The organism is Streptomyces bathyalis (genome assembly GCF_015910445.1).
GTDB classification, from domain to species: Bacteria; Actinomycetota; Actinomycetes; order Streptomycetales; family Streptomycetaceae; genus Streptomyces; species Streptomyces bathyalis.
The window spans coordinates 5,874,100-5,894,306 of sequence record NZ_CP048882.1 but is presented as its reverse complement, the minus strand read 5'-3'; the positions used below and the strand labels follow the sequence as shown (position 1 = coordinate 5,894,306).

Below are 20,207 nucleotides of genomic sequence, written 5' to 3'. Positions count from 1 at the left end.
GCTCACGCTCCATGCCTCCTGTCACGTACACCGACAAGGCCGCCGGGCTCAATCTCCAGCACGGAAATCATCCCTGCGGCCGGTGACGTCCTTCGCCAATTCGGTGACGGTCTTGTCCAGCAAGAATGCGCGTGCCCGCAGCCTTGCCATCGCTTCCTCGGCGTCCACACCGAATCTCACCATCAGCATCCCGATGGCGCGGTGCACTTCTTCGTGGTTGGCCTCAGCCTCTATCCACCAGGCTACTCTCGGCTGCTCGTCCTCCGACGGCTGAGCCTCGTGGAGACCCGCGAGTGCCAGGCCGACGGCATCGGCCGCCCGCATGCCGAGCCGGATATCAGGCTCCTCCAGGGTGCTGGGGGTGGTGTTGTACAGGTCGACCGTGCCGAGTACATGGCTGCCGTGGCTCATCGGGAACGAGAAGGCCGAGCCGGCTCCCGCCCCGGCGGCGTGACGGGCGAAGAGCGGCCACCGCCGCGTGTCCGGCCCGGCGGTCAGATCGACCGCGGAGACAGGTGCGCTCATCTCGGTGGCAGAGTGGCAGGGGCCCTCACCCAGCGTGTACTGGATCTCTGCCAGTCGCGCGGCGATGTCGTCGCTCGCGCACAGGGTCATCAGTGATCGTTTCCCTCCCCCGGTCAACGAGAGGGAACCGCCGGTCACTGGGAGCAGCCGCACACATGCGGCGCAGAGCTGCGCCGGCATCCCGTTCACCGTGTCGCTCGGCAGCGGAGCGGCCGCCTCAGCCATGAAACCGCGCCACCGGGTGTCGTTGTCCTCGTCCGGCACCCCTAGCCGGTCCTCAGCCTCGTCGGGATCCATGCCGTCTGGGTCCCCGCCCGTTCGCACCTCATTCACCTCCCGCCCCTGGCCGTCAGCTTCGATGGTCCCTCACGACGCGGCGAGCGGCCTCGTCGGTGGACACGGACAGCAAATGTCTCTCCCGCCCGCACAGACGGGCACACAGCGACCGTACCGCCCACCGCGCAACCACCGGGCCCCGGAGCCGGCCCGGTGCGGAGCCGCCGCGGTTGTGCACGCGGCTGTGCCGGCGGCTGCCGTACCCCAGCGCCACGTGGTGCGGCGGCCATGGGCCGGCCCCGGCGCTGGCCCCAATGGAGTCCGGAAGGGCGGAAGTTCAGGTGCATGGTGCAACGCGCCCCGCGCTGCGCGGTCATGGCCGTTCCGCGGTGAAGCGTCCCGATCTCGAAGGCGACCACGGTCCCGGCGGGTCCGGCCGCGGACACCTGCGCTCCGTACAGCTGAGGGCTTCCGCTGCCGTCGTGGAAGCGGCTGCCGCTGTCGAAGCCAGGACGAAGAACCTGTCGGGCACTGCCGGAGATCCGACCGTGTGCTTCCGGAGACCAGGTGCGCCGGGCCGAACTCCTCGGGCACGTCCGCCAGGTACACGAAGTGCATTCCCGACGGGTCGACGCTGCTTCGGCCAGGAAGCGGTTCGGACCGGCGCCGCGTCGCAGGACCAGCGAGACACATCGAGGCCCGATCGGGCCGGTGAGCGGCAAGTCGTCGGTCTACGGCTGGAGTTGTCAGGAGCCGAAGACTCAGCCTCGCTCACGTCCCGGTAGCGCAGCCCCGCCCAGGAACGCCTCGTAGGCGTCGCGGGCATCGTCGTCGATCTCCGGCGCGGCGCGGCTGAACCGGCCGTCGAACCGGTCGCGTTTCGGGCCGGAGAGCCAGAACTGCTCCTCGGTGTCCACGTCGTAGAAGTTGGCGTCCTGCATGGCCGGCCGACGACGCAGCGTGCGACCGCGGAAGTACGCGGTCTGCCAGGTCTTGGAGAATCGGACCCAGGCGATCCACGACGGGCCCGCGTCGGTGTCGTGACCCGACTTGAGCTGCACGTACATGATTCTCCGAGGCATGGGCCAATTGTATTGAACTGCCCCGGAATTGGCTTCTGAGTTTCTGAGGTGCCGCCCGGCACAGGGCACTTGACCAGGTCTCGGTGCGCCGAAGGCTTGCACGGCCCTCGCTGCACCCGGCCACAGGCGGTCGCTACCGCGGTGAGTGCCAGCCCAGATACACCCACGGCCAATGATCAAAGCCACTGCCGGGGTCGGGTCTGACGGCGATCACGGATTCCGCGGCCACGTACAGCCGGCCCTCGTGAACGGTGCGGTCGCCTTTCAAGTAGGCCCTGTCAGGGTCCCAGGCCGGGTAGGTCTCCGGAGGGTTCTCGGGTGCCGTCGCGGGCTTGCGGGTCGCGGGCTTGCGGGTCGCGGGCAATGTCAGCACTCCTCACCGGGAATTCAGGCTGCCGCCGTCACGTCTGTCATCGGCGGTTGAGATGGAGGTGGCGAAAGTCGAGCAGCGTCGGACCAGGGGCTGCCGGGGTCGCGCTCGGCCTATCGACCGCGGCAATCAGCTGGCCGCCCTGCGGCCCTGGGCAAGGCCCTGGACAACGGACCCCTGAGCGGTGCCGTCGCTGCCGACCGGGCGGCGTTCCGTTCGGTGAACGGCTGCGCGGAGAGCGCAAGTTGGTGCACGGCTTCCCCCCCTCCCTCGGGGGCCGGCCTCTGCTCCTGGGTCGCTCGGCCCCGAACACACTCAATATACAGGAACTGTAGTACGTGTTATCAGGTGCGTGAATATTGGGTCGCCAGAATCGAAACGTGCATGGAGTGCCCGAACCTCGCACCGGACGGACGTTCCTGACCAACGACGCACGAGTGCCGGTCCACGCGGACGGACCGGCTGGAGCATACGGTCGAGATCACGAAGCATCGCGCGGCCCGGGCGGGCGTCAGTGTGCTTGCCCGGCGCTGCTCAACCCCCCAGAGGAAATCCCATGCAAGCCATCACCGTCCGCGACCGTGACGCCGGCGTCGGCGGACTCACCCTGTCGGAACTGCCCTATCCCCACGCTGCCGAGAACGACGTCATCGTGCGCGTGCACGCCGCGGGGTTCACGCCAGGGGAGCTCGCCTGGCCCGGAACATGGACCGACCGCGCCGGCCGCGAGCGGACGCCGAGTGTGCCCGGGCACGAGCTGTCGGGGGTGGTCGCCGAGCTCGGGTACGGCACCACCGGTCTCACCGTCGGACAGCGGGTTTTCGGCCTGGCCGACTGGTCCCGTAACGGATCGCTCGCCGAGTACACCGCCGTGGAGGCCCGCAACTTGGCACCGCTTCCCGCGGACGTCGACCACAGCATGGCCGCCACTCTGTCGATCTCGGGACTGACCGCGTGGCAGGGTCTGTTCGACCACGGGCAGCTCAGGGCGGGGCAGACGGTTCTGATCCACGGCGCCGCCGGCGGCGTCGGCTCGATCGCGGTCCAACTCGCACGCGAGGCGGGCGCGCGGGTCATCGCCACCGGCCGGTCCGCCGACCGGGACACCGCTCTCGGCCTGGGCGCCGACGCATTCATGGACCTGCAGGCGGACCGGCTGGAGGACGCCGGAGAGGTCGACGTCGTGTTCGACGTGATCGGCGGCACGATCCTCGACCGCTCAGCCGCGCTGGTGCGCGCAGGGGGGACGCTCGTCACCATCGCCGCCCCGCCCGCGGTCAAACCCGAGGGCGGGCGGGCCGTCTTCTTCATCGTCGAAGCCGACCGCGCCCGGCTCGCCGACCTCGCGCAGCGGCTGCGGGACGGACGGCTCAAGCCGATCGTGGGGGACGTGCGCCCGCTCGACGAAGCGCCCGCGGCGTTCGCGCCAGGCCGCCGCAGACACGGCAGGACGATCATCCGCATCGTCTCGGACAGCCCCACAGAAGCAGGCTCACAGTGACCCGTATGTCGCTCGACGCTCTTCCGGTGCCGGGCAGTGTGACGTCAGCCGCCGCGCTGGACGTGGCCACCGCCCACCACTCCCCCGCGCTGCTCAACCATTCCTTGCGTGCCTACGTGTGGGCGGCCGCCCGCGGTGCGGCAGGCGGCATCACCTTCGACCCGGAACTCCTCTATGTTGCCGCGCTGTTCCACGACATCGGGCTGGTGCCGGCATTCGACAGCCACACCGTCGCATTCGAGGAGGCAGGCGGCCACGTCGCCCAGGTCTTCGCGGCCGGCGCCGGGTGGCCGGCGGAGCGCCGCCAGCGCCTGTCCGACGTGATCGCCCGTCATATGCGGCCGCGGGTAGATGTGTTCACGGACCCCGAGGGACACCTGCTGGCCCGCGCCACCGCCACCGAGATCACCGGCAAGGACGCGGACGACTACCCGGCCGGCTTCCGGGCCGAGGTGCTGGAACGCTACCCCCGGCTGGACCTCAACGAGCAATTCCTGGCGTGCCTCCAGGCTCAGGCCGCACGCAAGCCCGGCAGTTCCGCGGCGGGTGCGGTGCGATCGGGCCTCGTGGACAGAATGACCTCCAATCCGCTGGACTCCCGCGCTTAGTCCAGGGCACCTCTGGTCCTCGGACCTCCTGGACTCGGGTGAGGGCGTCAAGGCTCTCGCCGGGTACCGGGGGCGGGACATGGAGACATCGGCTTCACGCTGAGGACGACGTGCACGCGCCTGATGCCGAACAGCCAGGCACGCGCACGCGAGCCGGGTGAGTTCTTGGTTCTCCGGACCGCGTCGCCTCCGCCGAGCGGGGCCCCGACCGCCCGCAGCCCCAAGTCCCGCTTCCTGCCCGTTGCGTTGAGGCACGGTTGTGGCACGAATGGGTCGAGTTGCGCTTGGACGCGGGACCATCGGTCCCAGATTCATGTTCGATTGCCGTCGGCGGAGCCGGCGTTCCCTCGGGCCTCTACGGAAGCGGCCTGGCAGACATCCGGATCTTGATGTTGTTCTCACCGTGCGGCGCGACTTGGTGCAGGCCGAGTCGCAAGTAGAGGGCGCGTGCTCGCTGATTGATCGCGAGCACGTCCAGGGTGAGGTCCTTGCCCTCTCGGCGGGCCTGGTCCAGAAGAGTACGGATGAGCCGGCTGCCGATGCCACGTCCCTGGTGGTCGGGGTGGAGTTCGATCCGCGAGAGGTAAATCTCCGCAGGACGGTGCTCGACGTGGAGCATGCCGGCGTCCTGGCCGTCACAGGTGACGATTTGCCACCGGTCGGGGCTGAACGCATGCGCGTGGAAGGCCCGTTGGGCTTCTTGGTCCCAGCCCCAGATCTGCTCGACGTAGGGGCGCATGGCAGCCTCGTGCAATTCGAAGCAGCGCTCTTCGTCGGCGGTCGTGACCAGCCGCAGACCGATGGCCGTCATGCCGTACGTTCCCGGCGTCCACGCGGCTCTCCGGAAGTGCGCCCCGGAACGGCGGTGTCCGAGGTCGTGCCGGTCACCCGGGTTCGTGGACTTCGGTCAACTCGCTCCGGACCTCGATGAGTCGTCGGTCGCCGTTCGCTGCCGACTGCCGGCGTTCTCGCCTGTTGCTGCCGGAGGTTGATGTCAGAGCAGAAGGGCCCTGCTCACGAGCCTGCTTGCCACGCGCGCGCAACTGCTCATGCAGCGAGGCGTGGATCGCCGTTGCCATGGGTTCGCCCTGCGTGCTGGCGATGATCTGCTCAGCCAAGGTACGGAGCTTTGTGTCGGTGTGGTGCGACACGACGCGCAGAGTCACCCACGCTGCCTCCGCGGTGCAACCGAACATCTCCATCAGTACGCCCCGCGCCAGGTCGATGACGGACCACGTTTCCATCGCCCGGCGCAACTCATGCAATTCAGTCCGAAGCTCTTCCGCTTGATCCACGGCCGGCAGGCCCCCTTGGCTGAAATGGGCGGAGCGTCCGAGTCCGCCACGAGTACTGAACCTACCCACTTTCAGACGTATTTCGTCCCTCAACTACTTGGTAGAGGAAATCAGGAAACAACACCTCAGCATGTGCTATAAGGGCCCCGCACGGTCTGCCCCTGCCTGGCGCAACGATCGCCCACGGCGCAAGAACCGGCCCAGGGTGGTGGTTTCTACTGCCACTCTCGCCTGAAGAGTCGAACAACAAACCAGCCGTGGGCCGTGCCTTCCGACAGCGCAAAACGCGGCCCACGGCCCATGTACGGCCCAGATCAGCGAAATCGGCTACTTGGGCGAGATCGGTGACGAAGACGAACTCGGCGTCCTGGTCGAGTGCCGGCGGATCAGCCAGGCACAGGCTGCCCGGTCGATGTGGATCCGAGTCCGGGTTGCCCACTTCATGCCTGCTCCTTCTCGGGACATCCCGCCCTGGCGGCGGTCGCGCCGGGCGGGGTGATCTCATCGGTCAGGGTCCGCACGGCCGCATGTGCGCGCTCGCGCTCTGGGGGTGGGAAGGAGTCGCGCCGCCCGATGCGCCGCAACTCCGCCCGCAGCCTGCGCACCAACCCCGCCGCGGTGGCCTCACGGCCGCCTCGATGACCGCCCGGTACTCGTGGGGGGGGGCGCCCGCCATGGACTGCGCGAGTCCGATCACCACGAGGCTTTCAGTACGGACGAGGCTTCCAGTACGTCCGCCACCGGAAACGAACGAACTGAAGCGCGATGAGGCTGAACTCTCTCAGCCCGAAGGGGGGTTCCAGGCGAAGGCGGCCCCGGTCGCCCCCATCAGCAAGGGGGTGGGAATGACGGAGGCGATGGAGTCGCGCACGGCGGCTGCGGTGCGGTTGCGGGTCTGCAGGATGCGGCCGAGCCGACCGGACGCACGGGCCATCCGCTGGGTGCGGGGGCGGCGGACGGCGTCGTAGACGCTCAAGCCATCGTCGACTCCTGACCGTTCGACGGCGGCCGCAAGGGTCACGGCGTCCTCGATCGCGAGGCAGGCTCCTTGGCCGATGTCGGGTGTGACCGCGTGGGCGGCGTCGCCGAGCAGGGCCACGCGGCCGTGGACGAAGGTGGGCAGTCTGGCGTGCAGGTAGTACACGTCGTGACGCAGCAGGCTCTCTTCCGGGGTGGCGGCGAGCAGTTCGGGGATGGGGGCATGCCAGTCCCGGAAGCGGCCGGCCACCTTGCCCAAGTCGTGTTCAAGGGTGGCGTGCTCGGGGACGCTTTCGCCGGCGAACCAGTAGACCTGACCGTCGTTGATCACGGCGACGCCGAAGCGGGCGCCGCGTCCCCACGTCTCCGTGAGGATCGGCGCGATACCCAGAGATGCGGCTCTCCGGGCGGGGACGATCCCGCGCCAGACCGTGTAACCGGCATAGTCAGCCCCTTCATGGCCGGGCAGCAGTGCCGCGCGAAGCGCGCTTCCCACGCCGTCCGCGGCCACGACCAGATCGGCCGTCTCCGTGACCGGGCCTTGTGCCGTGTCGAAGGTGACCGAGGGCGAATCGGTGGCAGTGGTGAGGCTCGCGGCACGATGACCGGTGTGCAGGTCCGAGGCGTCGATACCCGCCATGAGCAGTCGGTGCATCTCGGCACGATGCAGCGCGTAGAAGGGCGCACCGTAGCGACGCTCGATACCGGCAGCTGGAATCCGTGCCACTCGCCTGCCCGCTCGCAGTCGGATCTCCAGCCCGTCCTGGCGCAGACCGCGATCACGCAGAGCCGCTCCGAGGCCGAGATGATCCAGCGCCTTGACGGCATTCGGCGCGATGCCCAGACCCGCACCGACCGGCCCGATGAGTGGTGCCTGCTCATAGAGCGCCACGTGCCACCCGATGCGCTGCAACGCCTGGGCCGCCGTCAGGCCGCCGACTCCCGCGCCGACGACAAGCGCCTTGCTCGGGCTCATAGTTGCCGCCTCTCCTGAACTCGATCAGTCGAACTCTATCAGTCGTTTCAAACGATCGCTTTAATCGAGTGTTATAGCATGTGCCCCTGACCGGCGACACAGGGAGGTGCGGTGGCCGGCTCCGACCAGGTGCCCGCCGTGCGACAGCGGGCGTCCACGCGAGAGCGGCTGATCGACGCGGCGGTTCAGATGTGCGGTGAGCGCGGGATCGAGGCGACCTCGCTACGGGCACTGACCGAAGCGGCCGGAAGCAATATCGCCGCGGTCAACTACCACTTCGGGTCCAAGGAAGGGCTCCTGCGCGCGGTCATCGACCAGGCGATGCGAGCCGTCAACGAGGAGCGCCGCGTCCGGCTGGAACAGCTCGAAGCAGCACCTCAGCCGCCGTCCGTAGCCGCCCTGGTGCGTGCCTTCGTCACACCGGGCGTCGGCCTGGCGGAGACCCACGGCAGTCGTGGACCCGACATCGCGCGCTTCATCGGACGGGTGATGGGCGAGCCGAACGCCCGGGTCCGGGAGATCTTCGCGCAACAGGTCGAGCCGGTCGAAGGGCGCTACCTGACGGCGCTGCGCCACGCCCTTCCCGAACTCGACGAGCGTGGTGTCCAGTTCGCGTACGCGGGCATGGTGGGACTGCTCGGCGTCTACCAGTCCGGGACGTTCGCCACATTGGGCTGGGCACCGGAGACGGACGACGGCACGTCGGCGAGCGGGTCCGGGGCCGCCGACTGCGAGCGGCTCGTCGCATTCATCACGGGCGGGATTCTCGCCACCCTTCCGACCAAGGCCACCGACGGGTGAGCGGAAGCCGGCGGATGTGACGGGTGCGCATCGGACGTCGCCGCCGGCGTCATGTCAGCGCGACGACGAGAACAGTGAAACCGCAGAGAACTGACAGCCGGTCAGCCAGGTCTGCGCCGGCGGTCGACCGCGTCTTCTCCAAGTGGAAGACACGGCCGACGGCCCACAGACGGCCCAGGCAAGCGGAGACCCGTTCTGACCTGCGGTGATCCTGGATGTCGAAGTACAACCGCCAAATCATGCCGACCTGCGTGGACATGGCGTGCGCAGTGGGCGGGTGCACAGTGGGTGCACGCACGCCACCGCGCACCGGTCGCTCACCTCGGTGTCGAGAATCCTCGCCGCGTCGGTCGTCCGCAGATCACGGCTCACGGTTCAGCACCTCGTCGGTGTCGGCTCCCGGCGAGCGGGGAGGCGTCGGTACGTCCGGCACGGTCCGCGAGAAGCGCGGCGCCGGAGCCGCCTGTGTCACCCCGCCCTCGGTGATGTGCGTCGCGCGGGCGGTCATGTGCGGGTCGCTCGCCGCTTCGTCGAAGGAGAGCACCGGGGTGACGCACGCGTCGCCGGTGCCGAATACGGCTGCCCACTCCTCGCGGGTGCGGGTGGCGAAGGCGGCAGAGAACGCCTCACGCAGTGCGGGCCACCCGGAACGTTCGTACTGTGGCGGCAGTTCGTCCGCGTCCAGGCCGAGTCCGGTCAGAAGGAGCGCGTAGAACTGCGGCTCCAGGGCACCGACCGCCACGTAACGGCCGTCGGCGCAGCGGTAGGTGTCATAGAAGGGTGCGCCGCCGTCGAGGAGGTTACGGGCAGGGCGATCGGTCCAGGCGCCTTGCGCCCGGAACGACCAGATGGCCTGTGAGAGCGAGGTGACACCGTCCACGACGGCCGCGTCGATCACCTGCCCCTGGCCCGAGTGCTGCCGCTCCCACAGCGCCGCGAGGACACCCATCACGAGATAGAGGGATCCTCCGCCGAAGTCGCCGATGAGGTTGAGCGGTACGGACGGACGGCCTTGAGGATCGGTGATCGCATGGAGAACGCCGCTGAGGGACAGGTAGTTGATGTCGTGACCGGCCGAGTGCGCACGTGGGCCCGTCTGTCCCCAGCCCGTCATCCGGGCGTAGACGAGACCGGGATTGCTCCTGAGACACACCTCGGGTCCGACGCCCAGTCGTTCGGCCACTCCGGGACGGAAACCCTCGATGACGACATCCGCGGCCTCGATGAGATCCAGTGCCGACCGGAGTCCGTCCGCAGTCTTCAAGTCCGCGTGCACCGACCGGCGTCCGCGCTGAAGCCAGTCGGGCGTGTCGGGCGGAAGGACCTGGTAGCCGCCGCTGGGACGCTCCACCCGGACGACGTCGGCACCGAGGTCGGCCAGGAGCATGGCCGCGTGCGGAGCGGGGCCGATGCCGCCGAATTCGATGACGTTCAGGGCGCGAAGAGGTCCGGCCATGGCTTCCTCTCTGGGTGCGGGCGCGTGTCGGGCGGTGTCACCTGGGCGTCAGCCGGATGGCACCGTCGAGGCGGATGGTTTCGCCGTTGAGCATGGGGTTCTCCGCGATGTGCTCGACGAGTGCGGCGTACTCGTCGGGGCGTCCGAGCCTGCTGGGGTGGGGGGCCTGCGCGCCGAGGGACTGCTTGGCCTCCTCGGGCAGCGCGGCCAGCATGGGCGTCTCGAACAGACCGGGCGCTATGGAGACGACCCGGATCAGACTGTCGGCCAGGTCGCGTGCGAGCGGCAGCGTCAGACTCGCGACACCGCCTTTCGAGGCGGCGTACGCGGCCTGGCCGATCTGCCCCTCGAAGGCGGCGACGGAAGCCGTGTTGACGATCACGCCGCGTTCGCCGTCGACAGGTGGTGCCGCTGCCATACGGGCCGATGCCAGCCGGGTGGTGTTGAAGGTGCCGAGCAGGTTGACCTGGACGACCCGGGAGAAGGCCTCCAGCGCGAGAGGGCCGTGCCTTCCCAGAACGCGGCCCGGTGTGGCGACACCGGCGCAGTTCACGGCGAGACGCAAGGGCCCCTGTTCCTCGGCGGTCTCGACGGCCGCAGCGACATCCCGTTCGCTGGTGACGTCGGCCGGCGCGAAATGAGCACCCTCGCCCAGCTCTTCGGCGGCTTCCCGGCCACCGGAGGTGGGCAGGTCGACGAGCGTCACCAGGGCGCCCGCCTGCACCAGCCGCCTGGCTGTGGCCAGTCCCAGCCCCGAGGCCGCGCCGGTGACCAGGCAGGCGGCACCTTGAAGCTTCATCGCGTACTCCTCAACTGCTCGGTCCGGTAAGAGAGATGGATGAACAAGGCTCGTTTCGGCGCATCGCACGGGCGTCGGAGGTCGCGTCGGCCGGTACGGCGCCGTGCCTTGTTCCGGCTCACGGCAGGCGCTCCAGCACGGTCGCGTTCGCCATCCCGCCCGCCTCGCACATCGTCTGCAGGCCGTACCGGGCGCCCTGATCCTCAAGCGTCTGCACGAGAGTTGAAGCGATGCGCAGTCCGGACGCGCCGAGGGGATGCCCGAGCGCGATGGCGCCTCCGTTCACGTTCAGCTTCTCCCCGGGCACGCCGAACTCCCGTTGCCAGGCGAGCGGTACGGCCGCGAACGCCTCGTTGACCTCGAAGAAGCCGATGTCCTGCGGCGAGAGTCCGGCGCGCTTCAGGACCCGTTCGGTCGCCGGGAGGACACCCATCAGCATCAGCACCGGATCGTCCCCGGCGACCGCCGTGGTGTGCACCCGGGCTCTGCCGCGCAGTCCCAGCGCCGCCGCCTTCTCCCCGCTCATCACCAGGGCGGCCGAAGCCCCGTCGGTGAGCGGTGAGGAATTGCCCGCGGTCACGGACCAGTTGATCTCCGGGAAGCGATCGGCCATCGCCTCGTCCCTGAACGACGGTGCGAGTCGTGCGAGGCCCTCCACCGTGGTGTCCCCGCGCAGCGTCTCGTCCGTCGTGAGTGCACAGCCCTCGGCCGTCACCAGGTCAGGGGCGAACAGCCCGGATGCGCCGGCCTCCGCGGCACGGGCATGGGAGGCGCAGGCGTAGGCGTCGAGTTCCGCCCTGGTCAACTTCCACCGCGCCGCCACGAGTTCGGCGGAGATGCCCTGCGGCACCAGTCGCGGCGGGAAGCGTTCGGCGACACCGGCACCGTGAGGGTCGGCCTCGCCCACGTTCGACCACAGCGGCGCCCGGCTCATCGACTCCACTCCGCATGCGACGACGACGTCCGCGCCTCCCGCGATGACCGTGTGCGCCGCGAAGTGCAGTGCCTGCTGGCTCGAACCACACTGACGGTCGACCGTGGTCGCAGGCACCGTCACGGGAAATCCCGCCGCCAGAACGGCACTTCGAGTGATGTTGGAGGACTGAACACCCGTCTGCGTCACACATCCACCCACCACGTCCTCGATGACGGAGGGCTCGATCCCGCTGCGTTCGACCAGCTCACGCAGCACCGTGGCCAGCAGATCCGCCGGATGCAGATGCGAGAGCGCCCCGCCGGGTTTCCCCTTGCCGCTGACCGTGCGCACCATGTCGACGATCACCGCGTCACGCATCACCGGGCACCTCCCGGGCGGCGGTTCACTGTCATGACAGTTCCACCCCCTTCTTGCGCAACGCCTCGTCCACCGCGGGACGTTCGTCGAAGAAGTCCTCCCGGATCGCCGCGACTCGCTTCTGCCACCGAGCCACTTCTCCCTCGGGCGCGATGGTGTACGTGGCACCGGCGGCGATGTTCGTCCTGATGACCTTCTGGTCGTCCTGCCGCATCCGCCGCCAGCCGCCGGTCAGTCGAGCTCCCGCCGCCACGAGCGCTGCGCGTTGCCGGTCCGGCAGTCCGGCAAGCCACCGGCCGTCGGCTACGAGTGCGTAGGTGATGAACATCAGCCCGGGTACGTGCAGCGCGTGCGGGGCGTGGCGGCGGACTTCCGTCGACCAGCCGCCGGGGGAGGTGAAGACGCCGTCGACCTTTCCGCCTCGCATCGCGTCGCGGAGACGGGGGATGGGAATGGCGACGGGTTCGGCTCCGAGCCTGCGCATGATCTGTTCGTAGATGCCGTCACCGGCCACGCGTATCTTCTTGCCCTTCAGATCCTCCAGCCGCCTCACGTCCTTCTCGGGGAACGCGAAGAGCTGGTCGGCTCCACGCATGAGGCCGAGCAGAACGAGGCCGTGCGGCCGCACCTGTTCGCCCAGGACTGCGGCCACCGCCTTCCGCCTTCCGGCCTCGCCCATGACCGAGTCGTCCAGGCCGAAGGGGAGGTTCATGAAGCCGGCCTGCGGCTCCATGGCCTCCAGATGCGCCATGTTGACGGCTGCCAGATCAGCACGTCCGGCTTTGACGGCGTCGAGCGATTCCCGGCCGGCGAGGATGGTGCGCTGAGGGTTGATCCGTACCGTGACGGCATCGTCCGAGCGCGTCTTGACCGACTCGGCGAAGTCCTCGAAGTACGGGATCCGCGGGTGACCTGGCGGTATGTCGTGCACGAGTGCGGCCCGGCGGGTGCCCTGGGACGGTTTCTCAACGCCGGCGCCGGCGCTGCAGGAGACCGTGCCGAAAAGGAGCCCGGTGAGGGAGTAAGCGACGCTTCTACGGCTGAGCATGAGGGTCCTCCGTCTGTGAACGCAGGGCCGACCGCAGCAACTTGCCTACGGAATTGCGGGGCAGCGCGTCCATGTAGTCGAACAGGCGTGGAGCGGCATGAGCGCCGACCCGCCGGGAAACGGCAGAGCGCAGCTCTGCTTCCAACTCCTCTGCGGGAGCAGTGGGTTCGGCACGTACGACCACGGCGCGGACCACCGTGCCGCCGCGCCGCCCGGTGCCGGCGACGGCTGCCGCCTCGGCCACCCCGGGGTGCTCGGTCAGGACACGTTCCACCTCGACAGGGCTCACGTTGTAGCCGGAGGTGACGATCATGTCGTCCTCGCGGCCCAGGAACTGCCAGCGACCGCCGGACAGTACGCGGGCACGGTCGTCGGTGACGAACAGATCTCCCCGCCACTTGGCGTCCCAGTCGTCCGGCCGGTTCTCGTAGCCGCTGCTGAGCTGGTACTTGGGGCGTTCGACAGCGATCAGTCCGCTCTCGCCGTCGGCTACGGGTTCGCCGTCGTGATGCACGAGACGAACGGTGAAACCGGGCACCGGTCCGCCGAGTGTGCCCGGCTGCGGCGGGCTGTCCCCGGCCAAGTCGGCCAGCACCATGCCGATTTCACTCAGCCCGTAGCCGTCCCGGATCGGTGGTGCGCCCGCATCGGCCCAGGAGGCCGCGGTATCGGCGTCGAGCGGCTCTCCCGCTGCCGCCGCTGCCGTGAGTTCGCCGGGAGCACCCTGGCGGCGCAGGACGGACAGCAGCTTCCGGTACGCGCTGGGCGCCGCAGCGATGCTGCTGACACCTTCCTCACGCAGCACCCTCACCCAGGCGGCCGGGTCGAAGTCCCCGCTGTAGAGCACCCGGGGCACGCCCATCGCCATCGGGGCCGCCCCGGTGGAGTAGAGACCGTACGCCCAGCCCGGGTCCGCCGCGGTGAAGAGGAGGTCGCGGGAGGAGACACCGAGCGAGAACCGCGCGAAGGGAAGCACGGAGAGCAGCGCCGAGTGCGGCATGACACACGACTTGGGGTCGCCCGTGGTGCCGCTGGTGAACAGCAGCGTCGCCGGGTCCCCGGCCGCGGTCGCCGCCAGGGGGCCGTCCGCGGCGCTGCGGTCCCACTCCGCCCAGAAGCTTTCATCGCCCCGTACCAGACCCGAGCCGCGAGGGCCGGTGACCGTGAAGACCCTCAACTCCTCGTCCAGGGCGGACAGGGCGGCCTCCAGCGTGTCCCTCCACTGGTGACCGGCGACCACCAGTCGCGCGTTCGAGGAACGCAGCCGGTAGGCCAGCGCGTCCGTGCCGAAGCCGCAGAAGAGGGGGACGTAGACCAGGCCGCTGCGCCAGGCGGCCAGCGCCACGATCCAGCTTTCGACCTGCCGGGACAGAAGGCCGGCGACACGGTCACCGCGGCGCAGGCCCGCCCTTGCGAACATCCGGCCCGCCTTGGCGGCCGCACGGTCCAGCTCACGGTAGGTCCACCGCTCGGACGTACCGTCCGCGTGCCGGACGATCAGCGCCAGCCTGCCAGGCTCATCGGCATACCGGCTGCACGCTTCCTGCGCGGAGTTGAACCCCTCGGCGGGGTCGCGGGACAGCGCCGCCTCGATCTGCGTCCATGTCTCCCCGGTGCTCACGGCAGACCCCGGATCGAATCCGTCCGGGTCCTCACGGTCCTCATGAAATCCTCCGCTGTTCTTCAGTGTGGTGCGAGGGGACCGCGAGCAGAGCGAGGAATGTGACCACGCAGGCACCCGCGATGTATGCGGATATCACCCAGGATTCACCCGCACCGGCGAAGAGGGCTGCCGCGACGAACGGCGCGGGACCACTCGTTACCATCCCGCCGATCTGATAGGCCGTCGAAGCGCCGGTGTAGCGGTATTCGGCCTGGAAGAGCCCGGCGAGGAATCCCGCGATCGCGCTGTAGGTCACTGCGTGCCCGACGGTCACCACGAGGATCATCGCCACGAGGATCAGGGGTGTGGACCCGGAATCGAAGAGCCAGAAGAACGGGAAGGCGATCGCAGCCATGTACACCGATCCCGCCAGCAGTGAATTCCGCTTCCCGAACCTGTCGGAGAGCATGGCCACGTACGGGATCGTGAAGATGTCCAGCACGCACGCCAGAATGAGGCACGAGAGGACGACCCCCCGGGAGACGCCGAGTTCCTGTGGCCCGTAGGAGAGCACGAACACCGTGACCACGTAGAAGGGCACGTTGGCGGCGGCCTGGGTGAACATGCCTACCAGCAAGGGCTTCTTGGCGTGGCGCAGCAGGTCCCCGAGCGGGAACGAGGAAACAGACCGGGCTTCCTGCACCTGCACGAAGTCCGGTGATTCGATCACCTGAAGGCGTATGTAGAGCCCCAGCGCGACCAGGACGACCGACGCGAGGAACGGCAGACGCCACCCCCAGTCGGCGACGGACTCCGCCGGGAGCAGTTCCACGGCGAAGAACGCACTCGACGACAGCACCAGACCGGCAGGCACGCCCGCCTGCGGCCAGCTTCCGTAGAAGGCTTTCCGTTCCGGCGGCGCATGTTCGACGGCCAGGAGCACCGCACCGCCCCATTCCCCGCCGACCGCGAATCCCTGGATGAAGCGGACGACGACGAGAAGTGCGGGCGCGGCGATACCGATCTGGTCGTAGGTGGGCAGCAGTCCGATGGCGACCGTGCCCACACCCATCAGCAGCAGCGAGAAGACGAGCATCTTCTTGCGTCCGGCGCGGTCGCCGAAGTGACCGAAGACGAGGCCGCCGAGCGGCCGCGCGGCGAAGGCGACACCGAAGGTCGCGAATGATGCGAGAGTTCCGGCGGCCGGGCTGAGGGTCGGGAAGAACTGCTCGTTGAAGACCAGCGTCGCCGCCGCCCCGAACAGGAAGAAGTCGTACCACTCGATCGCGGTTCCTATGAAGCTCGCGAACGCGACCTTCGCCGGGTTGCTCTGTGTTCTGGTCAGCTCCTGTGCGGTCACGAGCGGCTCCCTGCGTTCCGTGGACGGGCTGAGCTGTGCGATGACATGGCTAACACGCATCAGAAGTCAGCGCAATACCTCTTGGAACGATCGGTACAAGGATCTTGCCTGGATCGATGCCAGCCCTGGGCCTTGATCGAGACCGGCGAATTTGACCACGGTCCAACCCTCTGACCTGCACATATATGAGCAAACTCGCTACGAGGTCGTCAATGCGAGAGGTCGTCGAGTGCATCGAAATTTCGATTGGCTAAGGCCACTGGCGCATTGAATGTATCGATCGGTACACTCGCTCCATGAGCACACCAGCAGCCCTCCAGGACGCCCCCTCCGCCCGTTCGGGCACCCGCACCGTGCTCGTGACTGGCGGATCGCGAGGAATCGGGGCGGGCGTCACCAAGGAACTCGTGGCCCGCGGGCGCAACGTCGCGGTCGGCTACCGCAGCGGCCGCGAGGAAGCCGAGAGGCTCCGCGCCCGCACCCCCGAGCAGGTCATGCCGGTGCAGTACGACCTCGGTGACGAACGGACAGCCGCTTCCGCCGTCGCCACCGTGCTGGAGCGCTGGGGACGCCTGGACGCGCTGATCCTCAACGCCGGGCAGTGGCGGGGCGGCCGTCTGTCCGAGATGGATGCACAGGAGTGGTGGCGCATCATCGAGCTCAACCTCGGCGGAGTCGCATCGCTGACGCGTACCGCGCTTCCCGCGCTGCTGCGTTCCGACGACCCCAGCATCGTGGTCGTCTCCTCAGTCGTCGGAGTCATCGGTCACGCAGGAGACACCGCGTATGCCAGCGCGAAGGCCGCCATGATCGGCTTCGCCCGGTCGCTGGCGAAGGAAACAGGCCGGGACGGGGTCCGGGTCAACGTGCTGGCGCCCGGCTTCGTCGACACGGACATGACCGCTCAGGTGCCGGCCTCCGCCCGGGCGGGCATCGCCCGCTCCACGCTGTTGCGTCGTTTGGGAGCGGTCGAGGAGATCGCTCGCGCCGCGGCGTTCCTGAGCGAAGACGCGACCTACTGCACGGGCACGGTGCTCTCAGCGGACGGCGGCTGGTCGATCTGACCGCCGCTGGAAGCCAACTCATCTCCTACGAAAGGTCAATCGTGTACGACGGACTGAGCGATACGGAATACGAGCGGCTGGCGGAGAACGTCCGCACCGCGATCTGGGAGGAGCTCGCTCCCCTGGAGTCCCGAATCGAGGACGAGGAGCAGATCCCTTACGACATCGTGCTGCCGGTGTTGCGCGAGTGCGGAGCCTTCGGCCTGCTCGTACCGCGTGAATACGGCGGCAGCGGTCTTTCGATCCGGCAATACCTGCCCATCATCGCCGAGTTCGCCAAGATTCAGGGCGGCATCCGTGTCGTCGTCCATGTGCACAACTCCTTCGCCCACGCCCTGTCCGAGGTCGGCGACGACACCCAGCGGAAGGCGATCCTTCCCGGGGCCGCCACCGGCGCCAAGTCGGTGGCATTCGCGTTGACGGAACCCGAGCACGGAACCGGAGCCGATCTCGGTACGACCGCGCGTCCCAGCGGCTCCGGATTCGTTCTGACCGGTCAGAAATGGCTCATCACGAACTCCGACCTGGCCAGTCACTTCTTCGTGTTCGCCAAGACCGGGCCCGAAGAGGTCTCGGCTTTCCTCGTGGAGCGGGACGCTCCGGGGCTGAGCATCGAGCCGCTGCCCGAGACCATGGGCTGCAAGGGCGGTGAGCACGGCCTGGTCACTCTCGACGAGGTGACCGTCGACTCCTCCGCACTCGTCGGCAAGCCGGGAGAAGGCCAGCAGCACCTCGAGCGTGCGCTGGAGATCAGCCGCGTCTTCATAGCTGCCAGCTCGCTGGGCACATCGGAACGGGCCCTCGAACTGTCGCTGGCACACGCACAGTCGAGGGTGACCTTCGGCAAGGCCATCGGGCAGCGGCAGGCCATCCAGCGCTACCTCGCCGAAATGGCCACGGACGTGTACGCCCTGCGCGGCATGCTCGCCGACTCGGCGGCCAAGTGGGATGCGGGGACACGGATTCCGGCCGAGTCCTCGATGGTCAAACAGTTCGGCCTGGAGGCCGTCGGCCGTGTGACCGACCGGGCCCTGCTGGTGCACGGCGGCATCGGCTACACGCGAAAGCACCCGGTCGAACGCCTCTATCGCGACGCCCGCCTGAACTGGCTCGAGGAGGGCACGCCCACGATTCAGTACATGGTGGCCGCGCGGGAGTTGCTCTCCGGGTTCCGGTTCAGCGACGGCTTCGGGGCGATAGGCTGGCCCGGCCGTGACGAGCGAGTTCAGGGGTATGCCGGCAGATGAGCACGACCTACGGGGACAACCGGGAGCGCGTCATCGGCATCGCCGCCGAACTCTTCGCCCGAAACAGCTATCACGGCACGGGTGTTGCGGAAATCTGCACGGCAGTCGGCCTGGGGCGCGGTGCGCTGTATCACTACATCGGGAACAAAGAGGCCCTGCTGTACGAGATCAGCAAGACCCAGGTCGACCGCATGAACGACCAGGCCGAGGAGCTCCTGAGGGCCGGTCGTCCCGCGGAGGAGCTGCTTCGCGAGATGGCCCGGCAGCTCCTGCGGAACATCGCGAGTCATCGTTCCGAATGGGCGGTGTTCTTCCGGGAGTACACAGCGCTCACGGGCGAGAAACGGGACAAGGTCGTCGCCGCTCGTGAGCGCTACGAAGGATATTGGCGCCAGGTACTCGACCGCGGTGTCGACGAGAGGGTACTCAGGCCCACCCCTCGACTGCTCGTAAAGGGAATCCTGGGCATGCTCAACTACACGTATCTGTGGTTCGAACCCGGAGGCCCGGTCAGTCCGGACGAGCTGGCGGACGAATTCCTCGACGCGCTGCTGGACGGTGTGCGCTTGAAGGGTTGAGTGCGTCGCGGTCTGCTCCGGACGCCTTCCCTCGACACGTAGCAGCAGGGCCGTGCACCGGAGGCGGAACCCGCGCTCCCACCCGGCGCGCTCCGCCGTACCGCTGCCGCACCTGGTCTCACGTGATCAGTGCTGTTCCATCTCCCAAGTCACCGATCAGCCGCGTCAACGACGCATCAGGTCAATACATCTAGGCTCGTCCTCATGACTTCTGCGGACATGCGCTACGGCCGCTGTGGGGTGTGCGGCAGCGCCGAGGTGTACCGGGGTGAGTACGTGTCGCAGGCCGGGATCCGCCGGCCCGGAGCGGGCGAAGCAACCGGTGTTCGACGCCTACGTCTGCGCGGCCTGCGGGCATGTCCAACTGCACGTGCAGCTGGACGCGAAGATGTCGTCACACATCCGGCACAAACTCGACTGGATACCGCCGCAGCAGAGCATGGGCTAGCTTTCGACCTCGTGCGGCGCTGCGCGTCGCACACGCCGGTCGCTGTCGCTGCCGAAGCGCATGACCGTATCAGCAACATGGATGCCGTCCACCCAGGTCAGCATCTCCCGGGGTTGGATGCCGTGACTCTCAAGGTGCTTCGTCGCGGAGAGGATTCCCGTACGTCGGAGTAGGGCGGTGGCCGGAGATCACTTGTCTCCGGCCACCGCCATTGCGCTGCCGGGGCTTGATCGCTCGACGACGCCGAATACCCCCCTGTTGGTTTCGGTGCCTCTCGGATCGTGCCCGGTCAGCTCGTCAAACGCGAGGTGCGGCCGAGAACTTGTAGGTGCGCGTGCCCTTGCCGTCGTTGTTCCAGTTGAGCCGGAGCGCTGCGTCGCCGCGGCCGTACTTGCTGACCCGGCAGCCGACTCCTTCGGCGGTGTAGCTTCCGGTCGACTTTCCGAACTTGCCCCGGAGGGACCGCGAGGTCTTGTAGCAGCGCACAGGGTCCGACCCGGACTTGCTCTTCTTTACGTAGGTGCGCAGGCGGGCGCCGTCGAAAGGGCTGCTCGAGTAGCTGCTGGGCGTCGACCAGCTGACGCGCGACTTGCCGTAGACCGTGCCGCCGGACCGCTTGGAGCAGGCCTTGACCTTGAACGCGACGTTGTCCGCCCACGGTCCGGAGTAGCCGGGATTGTCGATGCTGCGGCTGGACGTGTTGCAGTGCCAGCTGCCCGCCTTCGCGTCCGCCGGCGCGGACGTACCGGCGGCCGAGACCGAGGGTACGGCCGCGCCACCGAGCAGTACGGCGGTGCCGGCCGCGCACACCGCAGCCCGCCGCATCAGATTCGTTGTCATGAAAAGGAGTGCCCTTCTGGGTATCCCGCCCGGTCTGTCCGGGCGGACATCTGTGGTG

At 68.5% G+C, this 20,207-nt stretch carries 20 protein-coding genes; 7 read left to right on the top strand and 13 right to left on the bottom strand.

The window, feature by feature from the left end; genetic code table 11:
• Positions 1 to 48: 48 nt before the first annotated feature.
• On the bottom strand, positions 49 to 822 hold the full coding sequence (locus G4Z16_RS25510; RefSeq protein WP_197352987.1) for an ANTAR domain-containing protein: 774 nt from the start codon (positions 820 to 822) through the stop codon (positions 49 to 51).
• 740 nt (positions 823 to 1,562) lie between these two features.
• Positions 1,563 to 1,883, bottom strand: coding sequence for a hypothetical protein (locus G4Z16_RS25505; protein ID WP_246531063.1), 321 nt, complete (start codon positions 1,881 to 1,883; stop codon positions 1,563 to 1,565).
• 926 nt (positions 1,884 to 2,809) lie between these two features.
• Between G4Z16_RS25505 and G4Z16_RS25500 the strand changes: the two genes are divergently transcribed.
• Complete coding sequence (locus G4Z16_RS25500; RefSeq protein WP_197352986.1) at positions 2,810 to 3,754, top strand: NADP-dependent oxidoreductase; 945 nt, start codon at positions 2,810 to 2,812, stop codon at positions 3,752 to 3,754.
• Between the two features lie 5 nt (positions 3,755 to 3,759).
• Complete coding sequence (locus G4Z16_RS25495; RefSeq protein ID WP_197352985.1) at positions 3,760 to 4,362, top strand: HD domain-containing protein; 603 nt, start codon at positions 3,760 to 3,762, stop codon at positions 4,360 to 4,362.
• Positions 4,363 to 4,717: 355 nt separating this feature from the next.
• Here G4Z16_RS25495 and G4Z16_RS25490 read toward each other — a convergent pair whose 3' ends face one another.
• The 4 genes from G4Z16_RS25490 to G4Z16_RS25475 form a co-directional block, all read right to left on the bottom strand.
• A complete protein-coding gene (locus G4Z16_RS25490; RefSeq protein WP_197352984.1) occupies positions 4,718 to 5,173 on the bottom strand; it encodes a GNAT family N-acetyltransferase in 456 nt (151 codons plus the stop codon).
• A gap of 73 nt (positions 5,174 to 5,246) precedes the next feature.
• Positions 5,247 to 5,657 carry an ANTAR domain-containing protein gene (locus G4Z16_RS25485; protein ID WP_197352983.1) on the bottom strand — a complete coding sequence of 137 codons (411 nt, stop codon included), beginning with the start codon at positions 5,655 to 5,657 and terminating at the stop codon, positions 5,247 to 5,249.
• A 327-nt stretch (positions 5,658 to 5,984) separates the two neighbouring features.
• A complete protein-coding gene (locus tag G4Z16_RS33345) occupies positions 5,985 to 6,101 on the bottom strand; it encodes a chromate resistance protein ChrB domain-containing protein (RefSeq protein ID WP_197352982.1) in 117 nt (38 codons plus the stop codon).
• A 337-nt stretch (positions 6,102 to 6,438) separates the two neighbouring features.
• Positions 6,439 to 7,611: an FAD-dependent monooxygenase gene (locus G4Z16_RS25475; RefSeq protein WP_197352981.1), complete on the bottom strand. Its 1,173-nt coding sequence runs from the start codon at positions 7,609 to 7,611 to the stop codon at positions 6,439 to 6,441.
• Between the two features lie 111 nt (positions 7,612 to 7,722).
• Between G4Z16_RS25475 and G4Z16_RS25470 the strand changes: the two genes are divergently transcribed.
• On the top strand, positions 7,723 to 8,412 hold the full coding sequence (locus G4Z16_RS25470; RefSeq protein WP_197352980.1) for a TetR/AcrR family transcriptional regulator: 690 nt from the start codon (positions 7,723 to 7,725) through the stop codon (positions 8,410 to 8,412).
• Between the two features lie 361 nt (positions 8,413 to 8,773).
• Here G4Z16_RS25470 and G4Z16_RS25465 read toward each other — a convergent pair whose 3' ends face one another.
• The 6 genes from G4Z16_RS25465 to G4Z16_RS25440 form a co-directional block, all read right to left on the bottom strand.
• Positions 8,774 to 9,868, bottom strand: coding sequence for a CaiB/BaiF CoA transferase family protein (locus G4Z16_RS25465; RefSeq protein WP_197352979.1), 1,095 nt, complete (start codon positions 9,866 to 9,868; stop codon positions 8,774 to 8,776).
• Between the two features lie 37 nt (positions 9,869 to 9,905).
• Positions 9,906 to 10,667, bottom strand: a complete 762-nt coding sequence (locus tag G4Z16_RS25460; RefSeq protein WP_197352978.1) for an SDR family NAD(P)-dependent oxidoreductase — start codon at positions 10,665 to 10,667, stop codon at positions 9,906 to 9,908.
• A gap of 118 nt (positions 10,668 to 10,785) precedes the next feature.
• A complete protein-coding gene (locus tag G4Z16_RS25455) occupies positions 10,786 to 11,961 on the bottom strand; it encodes a thiolase family protein (RefSeq protein ID WP_197352977.1) in 1,176 nt (391 codons plus the stop codon).
• 31 nt (positions 11,962 to 11,992) lie between these two features.
• Entirely contained in the window at positions 11,993 to 13,009 is a 1,017-nt protein-coding gene (locus G4Z16_RS25450) for a TRAP transporter substrate-binding protein (RefSeq protein WP_197352976.1), read from the bottom strand.
• A complete protein-coding gene (locus G4Z16_RS25445; protein WP_197352975.1) occupies positions 12,996 to 14,630 on the bottom strand; it encodes an AMP-binding protein in 1,635 nt (544 codons plus the stop codon). Before G4Z16_RS25445 ends, G4Z16_RS25450 begins: the two co-directional genes overlap by 14 nt.
• A 40-nt stretch (positions 14,631 to 14,670) precedes the next feature.
• The gene (locus G4Z16_RS25440; protein ID WP_197352974.1) at positions 14,671 to 15,972 is read right to left on the bottom strand and encodes an MFS transporter; all 1,302 of its coding nucleotides are present in this window, start codon (positions 15,970 to 15,972) and stop codon (positions 14,671 to 14,673) included.
• A gap of 296 nt (positions 15,973 to 16,268) precedes the next feature.
• Here G4Z16_RS25440 and G4Z16_RS25435 point away from each other — a divergent pair, with 296 nt between their 5' ends.
• From G4Z16_RS25435 to G4Z16_RS25420, 4 genes are all read left to right on the top strand, one after another.
• Complete coding sequence (locus G4Z16_RS25435; protein ID WP_197352973.1) at positions 16,269 to 17,036, top strand: SDR family NAD(P)-dependent oxidoreductase; 768 nt, start codon at positions 16,269 to 16,271, stop codon at positions 17,034 to 17,036.
• Positions 17,037 to 17,077: 41 nt separating this feature from the next.
• Positions 17,078 to 18,283 (top strand): acyl-CoA dehydrogenase family protein, encoded by a 1,206-nt coding sequence (locus G4Z16_RS25430; RefSeq protein ID WP_197352972.1) that lies wholly within the window; start codon positions 17,078 to 17,080, stop codon positions 18,281 to 18,283.
• Entirely contained in the window at positions 18,280 to 18,861 is a 582-nt protein-coding gene (locus G4Z16_RS25425; RefSeq protein ID WP_197352971.1) for a TetR/AcrR family transcriptional regulator, read from the top strand. The genes G4Z16_RS25430 and G4Z16_RS25425 overlap by 4 nt, the downstream gene beginning before the upstream one ends.
• 268 nt (positions 18,862 to 19,129) lie before the next feature.
• A complete protein-coding gene (locus G4Z16_RS25420; RefSeq protein WP_197352970.1) occupies positions 19,130 to 19,309 on the top strand; it encodes a hypothetical protein in 180 nt (59 codons plus the stop codon).
• A gap of 297 nt (positions 19,310 to 19,606) precedes the next feature.
• On the opposite strand, the gene G4Z16_RS25415 is transcribed toward G4Z16_RS25420, so the two are convergent.
• A complete protein-coding gene (locus tag G4Z16_RS25415; protein ID WP_197352969.1) occupies positions 19,607 to 20,149 on the bottom strand; it encodes a hypothetical protein in 543 nt (180 codons plus the stop codon).
• Between the last annotated feature and the right edge of the window lie 58 nt (positions 20,150 to 20,207).

Excerpts from the sequence above, each read along its gene's own strand:
- G4Z16_RS25510 (WP_197352987.1), bottom strand. The coding sequence starts at position 822 with ATGGATCCCGACGAGGCTGAGGACCGGCTAGGGGTGCCGGACGAGGAC.
- G4Z16_RS25505 (WP_246531063.1), bottom strand. The coding sequence starts at position 1,883 with ATGCCTCGGAGAATCATGTACGTGCAGCTCAAGTCGGGTCACGACACC.
- G4Z16_RS25500 (WP_197352986.1), top strand. The coding sequence starts at position 2,810 with ATGCAAGCCATCACCGTCCGCGACCGTGACGCCGGCGTCGGCGGACTC.
- G4Z16_RS25495 (WP_197352985.1), top strand. The coding sequence starts at position 3,760 with ATGTCGCTCGACGCTCTTCCGGTGCCGGGCAGTGTGACGTCAGCCGCC.
- G4Z16_RS25490 (WP_197352984.1), bottom strand. The coding sequence starts at position 5,173 with ATGACGGCCATCGGTCTGCGGCTGGTCACGACCGCCGACGAAGAGCGC.
- G4Z16_RS33345 (WP_197352982.1), bottom strand. The coding sequence starts at position 6,101 with ATGAAGTGGGCAACCCGGACTCGGATCCACATCGACCGGGCAGCCTGT.
- G4Z16_RS25475 (WP_197352981.1), bottom strand. The coding sequence starts at position 7,611 with ATGAGCCCGAGCAAGGCGCTTGTCGTCGGCGCGGGAGTCGGCGGCCTG.
- G4Z16_RS25465 (WP_197352979.1), bottom strand. The coding sequence starts at position 9,868 with ATGGCCGGACCTCTTCGCGCCCTGAACGTCATCGAATTCGGCGGCATC.
- G4Z16_RS25460 (WP_197352978.1), bottom strand. The coding sequence starts at position 10,667 with ATGAAGCTTCAAGGTGCCGCCTGCCTGGTCACCGGCGCGGCCTCGGGG.
- G4Z16_RS25455 (WP_197352977.1), bottom strand. The coding sequence starts at position 11,961 with ATGCGTGACGCGGTGATCGTCGACATGGTGCGCACGGTCAGCGGCAAG.
- G4Z16_RS25450 (WP_197352976.1), bottom strand. The coding sequence starts at position 13,009 with ATGCTCAGCCGTAGAAGCGTCGCTTACTCCCTCACCGGGCTCCTTTTC.
- G4Z16_RS25435 (WP_197352973.1), top strand. The coding sequence starts at position 16,269 with ATGAGCACACCAGCAGCCCTCCAGGACGCCCCCTCCGCCCGTTCGGGC.
- G4Z16_RS25425 (WP_197352971.1), top strand. The coding sequence starts at position 18,280 with ATGAGCACGACCTACGGGGACAACCGGGAGCGCGTCATCGGCATCGCC.
- G4Z16_RS25415 (WP_197352969.1), bottom strand. The coding sequence starts at position 20,149 with ATGACAACGAATCTGATGCGGCGGGCTGCGGTGTGCGCGGCCGGCACC.